General features: G+C 45.4%; 11 protein-coding genes. 5 read left to right on the top strand and 6 right to left on the bottom strand.

Features of this window, described 5'->3' with window-relative positions:
* Positions 1 to 136: 136 nt before the first annotated feature.
* The 5 genes from PN499_RS25275 to PN499_RS25295 all read right to left on the bottom strand — a co-directional run bounded on the left by PN499_RS25275 (position 137) and on the right by PN499_RS25295 (position 3,855).
* Complete coding sequence (locus tag PN499_RS25275) at positions 137 to 763, bottom strand: LbetaH domain-containing protein (RefSeq protein ID WP_272035735.1); 627 nt, start codon at positions 761 to 763, stop codon at positions 137 to 139.
* Positions 764 to 939: 176 nt separating this feature from the next.
* Entirely contained in the window at positions 940 to 2,589 is a 1,650-nt protein-coding gene (locus PN499_RS25280; protein WP_272035737.1) for a ribulose bisphosphate carboxylase small subunit, read from the bottom strand.
* An 84-nt stretch (positions 2,590 to 2,673) separates the two neighbouring features.
* The gene (locus PN499_RS25285) at positions 2,674 to 2,976 is read right to left on the bottom strand and encodes a EutN/CcmL family microcompartment protein (RefSeq protein WP_272035739.1); all 303 of its coding nucleotides are present in this window, start codon (positions 2,974 to 2,976) and stop codon (positions 2,674 to 2,676) included.
* A gap of 140 nt (positions 2,977 to 3,116) precedes the next feature.
* Positions 3,117 to 3,458: a carbon dioxide-concentrating mechanism protein CcmK gene (locus tag PN499_RS25290; protein ID WP_007357820.1), complete on the bottom strand. Its 342-nt coding sequence runs from the start codon at positions 3,456 to 3,458 to the stop codon at positions 3,117 to 3,119.
* 85 nt (positions 3,459 to 3,543) lie between these two features.
* The gene (locus tag PN499_RS25295) at positions 3,544 to 3,855 is read right to left on the bottom strand and encodes a carbon dioxide-concentrating mechanism protein CcmK (RefSeq protein ID WP_007357821.1); all 312 of its coding nucleotides are present in this window, start codon (positions 3,853 to 3,855) and stop codon (positions 3,544 to 3,546) included.
* Between the two features lie 531 nt (positions 3,856 to 4,386).
* Between PN499_RS25295 and PN499_RS25300 the strand changes: the two genes are divergently transcribed.
* The 3 genes from PN499_RS25300 to PN499_RS25310 all read left to right on the top strand — a co-directional run bounded on the left by PN499_RS25300 (position 4,387) and on the right by PN499_RS25310 (position 9,346).
* A complete protein-coding gene (locus PN499_RS25300; RefSeq protein ID WP_272035742.1) occupies positions 4,387 to 6,261 on the top strand; it encodes an NAD(P)H-quinone oxidoreductase subunit F in 1,875 nt (624 codons plus the stop codon).
* Between the two features lie 188 nt (positions 6,262 to 6,449).
* Positions 6,450 to 7,949, top strand: a complete 1,500-nt coding sequence (locus PN499_RS25305; protein WP_272035744.1) for an NADH-quinone oxidoreductase subunit M — start codon at positions 6,450 to 6,452, stop codon at positions 7,947 to 7,949.
* A gap of 224 nt (positions 7,950 to 8,173) precedes the next feature.
* A complete protein-coding gene (locus PN499_RS25310) occupies positions 8,174 to 9,346 on the top strand; it encodes a CO2 hydration protein (RefSeq protein WP_272035746.1) in 1,173 nt (390 codons plus the stop codon).
* 157 nt (positions 9,347 to 9,503) lie between these two features.
* Here the strand turns inward: PN499_RS25310 and leuS are convergent, their stop codons facing one another.
* Positions 9,504 to 12,062, bottom strand: a complete 2,559-nt coding sequence (gene leuS, locus PN499_RS25315) for a leucine--tRNA ligase (protein WP_272035748.1) — start codon at positions 12,060 to 12,062, stop codon at positions 9,504 to 9,506.
* Between the two features lie 122 nt (positions 12,063 to 12,184).
* Here leuS and PN499_RS25320 point away from each other — a divergent pair, with 122 nt between their 5' ends.
* Together PN499_RS25320 and PN499_RS25325 are read left to right on the top strand one after the other, a co-directional pair.
* A complete protein-coding gene (locus tag PN499_RS25320) occupies positions 12,185 to 12,370 on the top strand; it encodes a hypothetical protein (protein WP_272035751.1) in 186 nt (61 codons plus the stop codon).
* Positions 12,371 to 12,424: 54 nt separating this feature from the next.
* Positions 12,425 to 12,835 (top strand): DUF309 domain-containing protein, encoded by a 411-nt coding sequence (locus PN499_RS25325; RefSeq protein WP_272035753.1) that lies wholly within the window; start codon positions 12,425 to 12,427, stop codon positions 12,833 to 12,835.
* Positions 12,836 to 13,179: the final 344 nt, after the last annotated feature.

The following is a 13,179-nucleotide window of genomic DNA, read 5'->3' on the forward strand; positions in this document are numbered from 1 at the left end:
TACTCAAAATAAATACTTATCTATAGTTTTAGTTTGACAGAGCCCAAGACAGATTGGCGAAATACTCATAATTTCATTACTGCCACAAAGCATTGGCGATCGCGATCGGGCCAATTATAGCGAAATCTGCACGCAATTATGCGGAGCTACTAGGAGGGGGAGCCTTACCGTTTTCCTCATTCTTAAAGTATGCCCGATGGGGAAACAGCGTCGTCATCAGACTATTTAGGTGAGCTTGACCGTGCATAATCCCGATGGACAGCGCAGCTTCTGGCGATCGCTCTTCTTTGGCTGACTCCGGTACTGACTGTGCGATTTGTTCCGGTACTGGCTCTGAACTCGCCTCTGCTGTCGCGGGGACTTCCACAGGCGGCTTAGCAGGCTGTGGAGCTTCTACACTTGCCGTTACTTGGCGGCTACTATCTCCGATCAAAGAACCAGCGGCCAACATTTGCGAGTTCTCAATTGCAGGATTTAAAATTGTCACCCCTGAGCCAATACAGGCATTAGCGCCAATTTTCCCAGCACCTACCACCAGCACCCCTGTTCCCAGGATAACGCCAGCTTCTACGATCAGAGTACCTCCACGGGCGTGGAGGATCGTGCCCATACCGATGCAAGCACCGGATGCGATCGCTATTTTACTATCCGGCTCAGCTTTGAGGATGACACCAGGCGCGATCGCCGCGCCCTCATCAACAGTTACATCGCCACTCACATAAATCTGAGAGTTGCTAAGTAGTTGCAGTGGCGATACGTACATAATTGGTAATTGCTAATTGCTAATTGCTAATGGCTAATTGCTAATAAAAGCAGTCCCTACCCGATTGAAAACTGCTAGAGCGGTTTTAAGGGAGGGTTTAGCGGATATTTTTGCAACCAACAGATAACTTCTGTACAAAACCCGCCCGCTGCGATCGGGGCGGGTTCAACAGATATTTAAGGACGTTGGATGAGTTCTTCAAGAACCCGCCGCTTCGCTTTAGTATCAATGCCAATCAAGCGCACGTATTCACCCTTGTGTTCGTTCATACAGCCTTCCAGAGCAGCAAGCACTTCAGCTTCGCGATTAGATTCGATGGGAGCGCAAGTATGCCAAGAACTGGTACGGAAGCGGCGCTGATCGGCGTGTTCCGTACCAATTTTGTAACCTTGTGCCAGTAAGTTACGTACCTTCTCCACCGTCCCTTGAGCCAAGGAACCATTACTGGAATGAGAGCTATAAGCTTTAGAGCTATAAGCTGCCGAAGTTGTTGCCCCATTAGCCTTAGCTGTTTGAGCAACAGGGCCATCTGGTCGCTGGATAATCTCTTCGAGTACCCGCCGCTTCGCTTTGGGATCAATCCCAATCAAGCGCACGTATTCCCCTGCGTACTGAGTCATCAGCGCCTCGATCGCCGCAATTACTTGGGCTATGCCTGTCGCCTGAATTGACGCTCCGCTTTGCCAAGAACTGGTGCGGAAACGGCGTTGGTCGGCGTGTTCAGTACCAACTTTGTAACCCTGAGCCAAAAGGCCGCGTACTTGTTCGGCAACTTCTGCACTCAACTTGCCACTTGACACAGAACCACTACTGTGATTACCGTAAGCAACTTTCCCATTAGACTTCGGAGCCGCAGAACCATTAGAGTTATTCTCCCCTGGTCGTTGGATAATTTCTTCCAAAACACGACGCTTAGCCTTGGGGTCAATCCCAATCAAGCGCACATATTCACCCTTGTGCTCTTTCATCAAAGATTCCAGAGTCGCCAAGACCTCACCTTCACGCTTACCTTGTAAAGAAGGCCCGCTTTGCCAAGAACTGGTGCGGAAGCGACGCTGGTCTGCATATTCTGTTCCAATGTTGTAACCTTGAGCCAAGAGGTTGCGTACCTGCTCAACGGTTTGCTGATTCAATTGGCTACTTGACGAGCCTGCATAGCTAGTTTGCATCTTCGGCGACCCATTTTTAGATGATGATTTACTCCGTTCGTCACGAAGCGGCGATATGCACGCGATGTTATCAGCGCAGCGATAACCTGCTCTGAGAGCATCATTAATTCCCACTACGTGGCGGGCAAAATGCAAATCCGCGTCGTGGACATCCGGCAAGCGGTCAGCTTGTTGCTGGTTAGTAATGATTGCTCCCGAAGGCACATACTTACCTTCGGGAATTTCCACATCCTGAATTAGCGCGTGCATCATGATAATGCAGCCATTATTCACCCTGGCATTAAACACAGTTGAGCGAAAGCCGATAAAGCAATCGTCACCGACATAAGCCGGGCCGTGAATTAACGCCATGTGGGTAATAGAAGTATTTTTCCCAATCCAAACCGAATAAGACTTGCCATCGTCCCCTTCTACTCTGCCTTGCTCTAGACCGTGAATTACTACTCCGTCTTGAATGTTAGTTCCGTCCCCAATATGGAAAGGAGTACCTTCATCAGCCCGGATAGATGTTCCCGGAGCAATCATCACGTTAGAGCCAACTTGCACGTCTCCAATAATATTGGAAAAAGAATGCACGTAGGCTGTATCGTGAATTTTTGGCTCGGCTAAGTTCTTCGACCAAGGAGTCGGGGGAGCCGCAATGCTGCGGACTGCCATAATTACATTTCTCCTACATTGAACAAAATTTTGTTAACAGTTAACGGTTAACAGTTAACAGTTAACAGTTAACAAATTGCATAACTAGCGGGAATCGTCCTTTTTACTGTAAATGAGGCGATTTTCTACACTGACAGTATCAATAATCCCTACTACGAGAGCGTCTATCGGACGATGTTCGTTCCCTTCTGCTTGACGGGCGGCACTGCCGCGAGTAACTAGAACCCACTCATCAAAACCAGCGCCTACACTATCTGCTGCCACCTCATATCCGGGCATGGGTGCGCCTTCCTCATCTATAAACTGCAACAGCAGCAGTTTTGCTCCTCTGAGACTCGGCTCTTTTTGGTTACTGACAACTGTGCCGCGAACTTTGGCAATTTGCATTTGATGGGATTGGGAAGTTTTGATGTGTTAAGCCTGAAATCTTAAGTCTGAAAGCTCAAGTCTGAAGTCTCAAGTCTGAAGTCTAAAATCTGAAGTCTAAAATCAAGTTTTATCCTTCACGCTTCATTAGATGCTCCTTCTTATGGTCTGTTCAGAGGGCGGATGCCGCTGACGCTTTCCCGGAACTGTTCTACAGCTTCGGTGTAGCGGATGGGTAGGACGTATTCTAGGTTTTCGTGGGGACGAGCGATGATGTGGGTAGACAAAACTTGTCCGCCATTGACTCGCTTGACTGACTCAACGCCAGCGGCGACTGAGGCTTGCACTTCTGAAACGTCACCCCGGACAATTACTGTCACGCGAGCGCTACCGATTTTTTCATAGCCGACGAGGGTGACGCGAGCGGCTTTCACCATCGCGTCAGCAGCTTCTACTACTGCGGGGAAACCGAGGGTTTCGATCATGCCTACTGCAATTGCCATTGGTTTGACTCCTAAATTAAGATTTGCAGAAATATACGTTTGATAAGAAGGGGTTGCAGTTTGCTTGAGGGCAAACTTGCAATTTTTAGTAGCCTCGGAATTGTTCTACGGCTTCGGTGTAACGAATTGGCAGAACGTATTCGAGGTTTTCGTGAGGACGGGCGATGATGTGGGTGGAGACTACTTCTCCGCCGTTTACCCGTTTGACTGATTCAACGCCGGCGGCGACTGAGGCTTGCACTTCTGAGACATCGCCCCGGATGATGACTGTCACGCGGGCGCTGCCGATTTTTTCGTAGCCGACAAGGGTGACGCGCGCAGCTTTCACCATCGCGTCAGCGGCTTCGACTATAGCCGGGAAGCCTTTTGTTTCAATCATTCCAACAGCAATTGACATATTCGATCTCCTTTGAGATTTAGCAGAATCAAAGGTGCAAATCTTTGAGATTTCTGAAAATTTGGACGGGAAGCCCCACCCATTTCAGCCTGGGAAAACGGTTTTAACGTTACCTATTTTAAGAATAGGAGAATGGGGCCCCGTTGACAATATAAACCGCCATTATAATTTTTAATAAGAAAAATTAAATTTAGTAATGCGTCAATTAACTTAATAATTCTTTAATAAAGTTAATATTCATAGATGTACTTGCCTTTCAATTATCGCAATTATGATCTAATTTGTGGAATAAGTAAATATGCTGATATAACTTCAGTTTGCTGTGGGGGATGGGGCAGATTTTTGGCGATCGCACTTTCTACTATTTGGGGCTCAAAGCGGTATATTTAAACAAAATAGAAAGTATTTTGCCAAAACTCTATAATCCAACTTTGGTCTGACTTCTAGAGTTGATCGGACTTACGCGGCAGATCCCCCAAACCCCGATCTTCGGGGGCAATTCCTCAAAGTGAAATTTCAAGGATAAATTCAATGACTCAGTTCCTCCTGCAAAGCTGTTGGTGGATACCTTTATACGGCGTGTTCGGTGCGGTTTTAACCTTGCCTTGGTCAACTGGAAGCGTCCGCAGGACAGGCCCTCGGCCAGCGGCCTACTTTAATTTATTGATGACTGTGTTCGCCTTCATACATGGATCGATTTTGTTCAGGGCGACTTGGGGTCAAGATCCTCAACCGTTACTCCTGCATTGGCTACAAGCGGGTGATTTAGATTTGTCTTTTGCTCTGGAAATCTCCTCATTGAGCGTGGGTGCAATGGAGTTGGTAACGGGTTTGAGCTTGATAGCGCAAATCTATGCCTTGGGATACATGGAAAAAGACTGGGCTCTGGCTCGATTTTTCGCGTTGCTGGGCTTTTTTGAAGGGGCGATTAGCGGGATTGCGATCAGCGATTCGCTGTTTCTGACTTATGCTTTGCTGGAAATGCTGACGCTTTCGACTTATCTATTGGTGGGGTTCTGGTACGCTCAACCTTTGGTAGTGACGGCTGCTAGGGATGCGTTTTTGACGAAGCGGGTGGGTGATGTGTTGCTGCTGATGGGGGTGGTGACGCTTTCGACGCTGGCGGGGAGTTTGAATTTTGCGGATTTGGAACGGTGGGCACAAACTGCAACTTTACCACCGCTGACGGCGACTTTGTTGGGCTTGGCTTTGATTGCTGGGCCCATTGGCAAGTGCGCTCAATTTCCCCTGCATTTGTGGCTGGATGAGGCGATGGAGGGGCCAAATCCGGCTTCTATTTTGCGGAATACGGTGGTGGTGGCGACGGGGGCCTATGTGTTGATTAAGCTACAGCCTGTTTTGGCGCTGTCGCCGCTGACTGGTATGACTTTGGAGATTATTGGGACTGTGACTGCGATCGGGGCTTCGCTGGTAGCGATCGCCCAAATTGATATTAAGCGAGCATTTTCCCATTCGACAAGTGCTTATCTGGGTTTGGTGTTCATTGCGGTGGGTCAGAATCATGTAGATATAGCTCTGCTGTTGCTATTTACGCACGCGATCGCCAAAGCCCTATTATTTATGAGCGCCGGCTCAATTATTTTGACAACTAACACTCAAGACTTGACAGAAATGGGTGGTTTGTGGTCAAAAATGCCTGCTACAACTATTGCTTACGTTGTCGGCGCTACAAGTATGGTGGCGGTACTACCCCTGGGAAGTTTTTGGGCGATGCGCCGCTGGATTAATGGTTTTTGGATCGTTCCTTGGTGGCTAGTTGCAGTGTTGCTGTTGGTGAATTGTTTAACGACTTTGAATTTAACTCGCGTATTTGGTTTAGTGTTTGCGGGCAAATCGCAACCGAAAACTCGCAGAGCTCCAGAGGTAGCATGGCCGATGGCTGTACCAATGGTATCGATGACAGTGGTAGCGCTATTGATGCCTTTGATGTTGCAGAAATGGCAATTATTAATTAGTTGGAGTGGCCCTTGGGTTGACAATTCTGATGTCTGGTCTTTACAACAGATTATTAATCAGTTAGATGTACCTTTATTGGCGCTTTCTGGCTTAGTTGGGGCGGTAATTGGAGGGGCGATTTACATTTACGATCTGTGGCCGAAACCAGTGCGCCTCCCTTGGAAGTCTTTGCAGGATTTGTTTGCTTATGACTTTTATATTGACCGGGTTTATCGGTTGACTGTGGTGTTGGCGGTTGAGATGATTTCCAAGGCTAGCGCTTGGGTTGACCGCTATGCGATCGATGGGGTGGTTAATTTGTTTGGTTTAGCCACTCTTTTTAGTGGAGAAGGATTGAAGTATGGCGTTACTGGGCAGTCGCAATTTTATGTACTGACTATTGTTGTGGGAGTGGGGATGTTGCTATTCTTGATGATTGGGATTTTTTAACCCCAGAATTTGGGTTAGCCGCCGCGCTTTGGCAGATCAATGCAGATGAATTAAATTTCTATTGGGGGATTTGTATTTGTTTGCATTTTAATCTGCAATCTATTAGTTGTTTTTGGAAGTGGAAAGGGTAGATTTTGATATGATATCACTCAAACTCAATGGGTGTGCAATAGGGGGAAAGTTAATCGATGCTTAGTGCTTTAATCTGGATACCAATATTAGGAGCGGCTGTAATTGGATTTTGGCCCGCAGTAATCGCGCCTAATATTACTCGGAAGATCGCGTTCGCAATTGCTGGTGCAGCTTTCGTGTGGTCTGTATTCTTAGCAACTCAGTTCGATCCTAGTGTTGGCGGTTTACAGTTCTCTGAATTTCTCCCCTGGATAAAACCCTTGGGATTAAACTATAACCTGGGTATTGATGGCTTATCTTTACCTTTGGTAATTTTAAATTGCCTGTTGACAGGTATCGCCATCTATAGTACAGATGAATCTATCCACAGACCGAGGGTTTATTATGCTTTAATGCTACTGATCGCTGGCGGAGTTGCTGGTGCATTCTTGGCTCAAAATTTGTTGCTGTTCTTCCTATTTTTTGAGATAGAACTGATCCCACTTTATCTGCTAATTGCTATCTGGGGAGGCGCTCGCAAAGGCTATGCAGCTACTAAGTTTTTGCTCTACACTGCGGTTGCGGGAATTCTGGTATTAGCATCTTTCTTAGGTATCGTTTGGTTCAGCGGGGCTGGCAGTTTTGATTTAGAAGCGTTGCAAGCATCGTCTTTGCCATTGAGAACCCAAATCATTTTACTAAGTGGAATTTTGGTAGCATTTGCAATTAAAATGCCTTTAGTTCCCTTTCATACTTGGCTACCTGATGCTCACGTTGAAGCTTCAACACCAGTTTCCGTATTACTAGCAGGCGTACTGCTGAAATTGGGAACTTATGGGATGTTGCGGTTTGGGTTAGGTTTATTTCCCCAAGCGTGGACAATCTTATCCCCTTGGTTAGCAAGTTGGGCAGTTGTCAGCGTGCTCTATGGGGCAAGTTGTGCGATCGCGCAAAAAGACATGAAAAAAATGGTAGCCTATAGTTCTATCGCCCACATGGGTTATATCCTATTAGGAAGTGCCGCCGCTACTCCAGTGAGTTTAATCGGAACTGTCTTGCAAATGGTCAGTCACGGCTTAATTTCCGGGCTGCTATTTCTCAGCGTTGGTGTTGTTTACAAAAAATCCGGCAGTCGCGATTTAGACATCATTAAAGGTTTACTCAATCCCGAACGTGGATTGCCCATGATTGGAACTTTAATGATTTTAGGAGTAATGGCAAGTGCAGGTATCCCCGGCATGGCGGGATTCATTGCCGAGTTTTTAGTATTTCGGGGAAGTATGCCTGTATTTCCCGTGCAAACATTGCTGTGCATGATTGGCACGGGCTTAACTTCAGTGTACTTTTTAATCATGGTTAACCGCGCCTTTTTCGGTCGGCTTTCCGATTTAGTGATTAACTTACCTCAAGTATTGTGGCGCGATCGCATTCCCCCAATGATACTAGCTGTAATCATTATTATTTTAGGAGTGCTGCCCAGCGTAGTAGTTGGACTCAGCGAGGCCACAGCCACAGCAATAGTAGCACCAGTGCAGTCTGTAGTCCAACTATCTCAAAGCTTTGATTCAAAGCTCTAGTAAACAAGCATCTCAGTCCTTTTGAAAGGTTTTTTACTCTGACATGACTTACGCAGGATCGCAGTACCGCCGCCATCTTGACGGTAACTTTACCGCCAAGATGGTAGCGTTACGTAAAGCTTGCGTAAGTTCTATCTAAAAAGGAATAAATTGCTTCTTTCTTACTAACCCAAAACCGTAAGAATAAGAACAGATAAAAAAATAGTTATAGAGGGTGAACCCAAATGACAAGAACTGCATTAAAACCATCTACTCATATTCTCAGCTCGTACATCGAACGTTTAGAATCTGGTGAAGCTTTACTTCCAGACTCAGCCGAAAATCTCGTAGAAGTTGTAGGGATTCTGAAAAGTTACGGTGTAGTTATTGGCGCTTATTCCGACAATCTGATCTACATTGCAGATCATCAATTTTTAGAACTTTTCCCCTTTTTCAAATACTTTAATGGCGAAATTAATCTGCCTAAATTGCTGCGTTACTTGTGGCACGATCGCATCAATTATGAGTATGCCGAGTATTGCATGAAAACGATGCTTTGGCACGGCGGCGGCGGTTTGGATACTTATTTAGATTCGCCAGAATTTTGCCACCTTGCTGAGAAGGCTATCAAAGCTAAACTTAAAGGAAATTGGCCGATTCAGGGACTCAATCGACTATTCCCTGAGTTTTTGCTCGAACAAGTACGAGTGCTAGCTTACTACAGCGGTTTAGGGCAATTCTGGCGAGTAATGAGCGATATGTTTCTTGCTTTATCAGATCGCTACGATAAGGGAGAAATTAAATCAATTCCACAAGTTGTAGAGCATATTAAAGCCGCTTTAGTAAAAGCAGCAAATAACCCGATTACCTACAGCGTTAAGATTGGTAATGAAGTCTATGATATCCTTCCTGCGGCTGCTGGCTTGACATTTTTAGTAGATGTTGCCGTGCCTTATGTCGAAGCCATTTTCTTCCGGGGAACTCCTTTCTTTGGGGTAATTTCCTACAATGCTCAAGCTCATCAAGTTCCCTCAAATCAAGCAGACTTTGCCTATGGTGCTTTATATGCTGACCCTTTGCCGATAGGAGGTGGTGGCATTCCACCGACTCAAGCAATGCAGGATATGCGGCATTTCTTGCCAGAGTATTTGCACGAAATTTATCGCATGAGTTGTCGGGGTGAAGATGATTTGCGGGTGCAAATTTGTCAGAGTTTTCAGAAGTCAATGTTTTGCGTAACGACAGCCGCAATTTTAGGATTAGCACCTTATCCGATTGATACTTCTGATCCGGAGGAACAAAAGGCGAATCGTGTTTATTTGGAAAATTGGATGGATCGATTTGTAACGTCTCAATTAGAGTTTGTTAATAAGCCAACGGAAAGAGCCTGTCAACTTTTCCCTGAGAGAAAGAGTTAGAATTGGCTCTTTCCATAGGACTCAGAAACCGGGTTTTTCACGAAAATACTTCGTTATAACCCATAGACTCGGCAAAAAACCCGGTTTCTTTAGCCGTAGAGCAATTAGCAATTAGCAATTACCAATTACCAAAGCAAACTATCGGAAACCGAATAGTTTAAGCTACAACAAAATTAACCAACTTTCCCGGAACCACAATCACTTTTTTAATCTCTTTACCTTCAAGGTAACGCTGTGCAACCTCCGACTCACGAGCATACTTTTCTAAAGCATCCTTATCAGTAGTAGCAGGAACTTGAATTGTGCCGCGAGTCTTACCCATAATTTGAATCACCAGCGTAATTTCATCAGCAATTAAAGCAGAGAGATCCGCAACAGGCCAAGTTTGATGATGTACAGATTCACTATTGCCAATAATCTGCCATAACTCCTCAGCAATATGTGGCGCAAAAGGTGCTAAGAGCAAAATTAGTGTTCTCATACCTTCCGCATAAATTGGCGAGTCTTTGCAAGTAGAATCGCTAATTGCATTACTCAGCTTCATCATTTCAGAGACAGCCGTATTAAATTGATAATCTCCCTCTAAATCCTCCGTTACTTCCTTAATTGCTGTATGAATTGCCCGCCGCAAATCCTTCTCAACTTTGCTCAAATTACTAGGAATCTCCTCCTGTTTACCAACAGAATCGGGAAGAGTAGCACCAAACTCCGTCACCAACCGCCAAACGCGATTTAAAAAGCGAAATTGCCCTTCAACATCAGCATCATCCCACTCCAAATCTTTCTCCGGTGGCGCTTTAAATAAAATAAACATTCGCGCCGTATCTGCCCCATATTTAGCCATTACTTCCAAGGGGTCAACGCCATTATATTTCGATTTGGACATCTTTTCATAAAAGACTTCCAAGGCTTCGCCCGTCTGCGGATCTTTAGGATTAGTAGAGTCTATGTTTGCTGAGGGAACGTATTTCTTAGTCACGGTATTTTTATACGTAATTCCCTGTACCATCCCTTGAGTTAATAGCCGCTGGAATGGTTCGTCAAAATCGATCAAACCGCAATCTCGCAACACCTTGGTAAAGAAGCGCGAATACAATAAGTGTAAAATTGCGTGTTCGATTCCTCCTACATATTGATCTATCGGCATCCAGTCATTTGTCTTTGCAGAATCAAACACGCTTTCCTCATTATTGGCATCGGGAAAACGCAAGAAATACCAGGAAGAATCAATAAAGGTATCCATCGTGTCAGTCTCCCGCTTTGCAGGCGTTCCGCAACTAGGACAGGGCACATTTACCCAATCTTCTAAATGTGCTAAAGGCGAACCGCCGCGCCCTGTAAATTTCACATTTTCTGGCAATAATACAGGCAAATCTTCATCAGGTACAGAGACACTTCCGCACTGAGGACAATGAATTACTGGAATGGGTGCTCCCCAATAACGTTGACGAGAAATCAACCAATCTCGCAAGCGATATTGTACTCGCGCTTTGCCATAACCTTGATTTTCGGCGTGGCGAATAATAGCTTCTTTCCCCTTAATTGAAGCCATGCCATTAAACTCACCAGAATTAATCATAATTCCAGGTTCAGTATAAGCTGCTGTCAGTGGAAGTTCATCATCATCGACAATTACAACTTTAATTGGCAACTGATTTTGATTAGCAAATACGAAATCCCGCGTATCGTGAGCAGGTACGCCCATAACTGCCCCAGTGCCGTATTCAACCAGGACATAATTAGCAATCCAAATGGGTATTTCCTCATTTGTAAAAGGATTAATTACTTTGCCACCAGTGGGAATACCGCGCTTGGGCTTATCTTCGGCTGTCCGGTCTAATTCACTTTGGGTAGAAACTTCTTTAATAAAGGCTTCTACAGCAGTCATTCTTTCAGTTGTTGTTACTTGCTTTGTTAAAGGATGTTCCGGCGCGAGGACAATGTAAGTAACACCATAAACCGTATCGGGTCGAGTAGTAAATACGCCTATTTTTTCATCCATTCCCACAATAGGAAATTCTAAATAAGCGCCTACAGATTTACCAATCCAGTTAGCTTGCATTAACTTAACTCTTTCCGGCCAACCTGATAATTTATCCAGGTCATTTAATAGTTGTTCGGCATAGTCAGTAATTTTCAAGAACCACTGGCGCAACATTTTGCGCTCGACTATTGCACCAGAACGCCAAGAACGCCCCTCACTATCAACTTGTTCATTTGCTAATACTGTCTGGTCGATTGGGTCCCAGTTCACGGCTGCTTCTTTTTGATAAGCTAATCCTGCTTTAAAAAATTGTAAAAACAGCCATTGCGTCCAACGATAATAATTAGGAGAACAGGTCGCAACTTCTCGGTTCCAGTCAATAGAAAAGCCGAGTTGTTGCAATTGATATCTCATCTGAGCAATGTTTTGATATGTCCACTTTTCAGGGGGAATGCGTCGCTCGATCGCGGCATTTTCTGCCGGAAGCCCAAAGGCATCCCACCCCATCGGATGGAGCACGCGGTAGCCTTGCATCCGCTTGAGTCTGGCAATTACGTCGGTGATCGTGTAGTTGCGGACGTGACCCATGTGCAGATTGCCAGATGGGTACGGAAACATGGACAGGGCATAAAATTTAGGTTTTTCAGGGGTTTCTGGCGTTTTATCTAAGCCTTGTTCAGTCCAAGCCTTCTGCCATTTTTGCTCGATGGATAAGGGGGTGTATGGTTGCACGGATGTCTCTCTTGCTCAGTCAGTCATATTTACCTTCACTATATCTAAAAAGTAATCAAGCAAGAGCTCAGCAAAAGTAAAGGAAACAGATCGCAATTATTGGAGAACCTAGATCGGGTAAGATGACGGAATGGCAGAAAATAGGGGACTGGGCATTAAAAGAAACCTCATTTTTACCAATTTTGGTGTGTTTGGCAGATTTAGATGGTCAGCATCTAGAGGATGATTTGCTTGAGGTTTGGTGGAAAGGGTCGATCTGCTCTCATGCAACTGAAAACCGCTATGGTAGAATAATTCAATTGATTTAATCTATAGTTTTGACAGTTTTGACGAGGCGATCGCTCTATCACATTTACAATCGAATGGACTTGGAAATACCGACTGAGTTTTGGCAGGGAGTCCAACAGTTTAACGATCGCGAGTTCTACGCTTGCCACGATACCCTAGAGGCCTTGTGGATGGAAGCAAGCGAACCCCAGAAAAGGTTTTATCAAGGAGTCTTGCAAATAGCCGTCGCCCTCTACCACTTAGGCAATCAGAACTGGCGGGGTGCAGTAATATTACTGGGAGAAGGAATAAATCGACTGAACTATTATCAGCCCACTTACGCGGAAATTAACGTTGAAGATTTGATCGGGCGTAGCGCTCAACTGTTGAATGCTCTGCAACAGGCTGGCCCGGAGAAAGTAACTGATTTTCTGCCAATGTTAACAGGTATAGAGCCTCCAGGGAGTTTGGAGTTGCCGAGAATTTACAAAGTGACAGTGAATTAACCCTATTTCAGCAGCAGACAGAAGGAAAAAAGCGATAAAATCCTTCCAGTTTCAGCAAACCAGCAAAATAGTCGATTGATTAGGCGGTTGTATTGCTAGGATGATTGGATAAAATACCTAAGTGGTCACTCCCTCAGTACCAAAGCTGGAGGTTTCCCCCTTCAGCATATTCTCCAATTTCTGAGCCTCACACGCTATGATGTTCTCCGCTAAAATACTTAACTCACTTACATTCAAAGGCTTAGCACTGCTATTGCCCTTTACTCTAGCAGGCGCGATCGCTTCTCCCACCTATCCCCAAGCCAACCCGCCCAGCAAAAGTGGGCCCGGTCGCACCCTCACAG

The sequence above is a fragment of the Kamptonema animale CS-326 genome, assembly GCF_028330895.1.
GTDB lineage: Bacteria > Cyanobacteriota > Cyanobacteriia > Cyanobacteriales > Microcoleaceae > Kamptonema > Kamptonema formosum.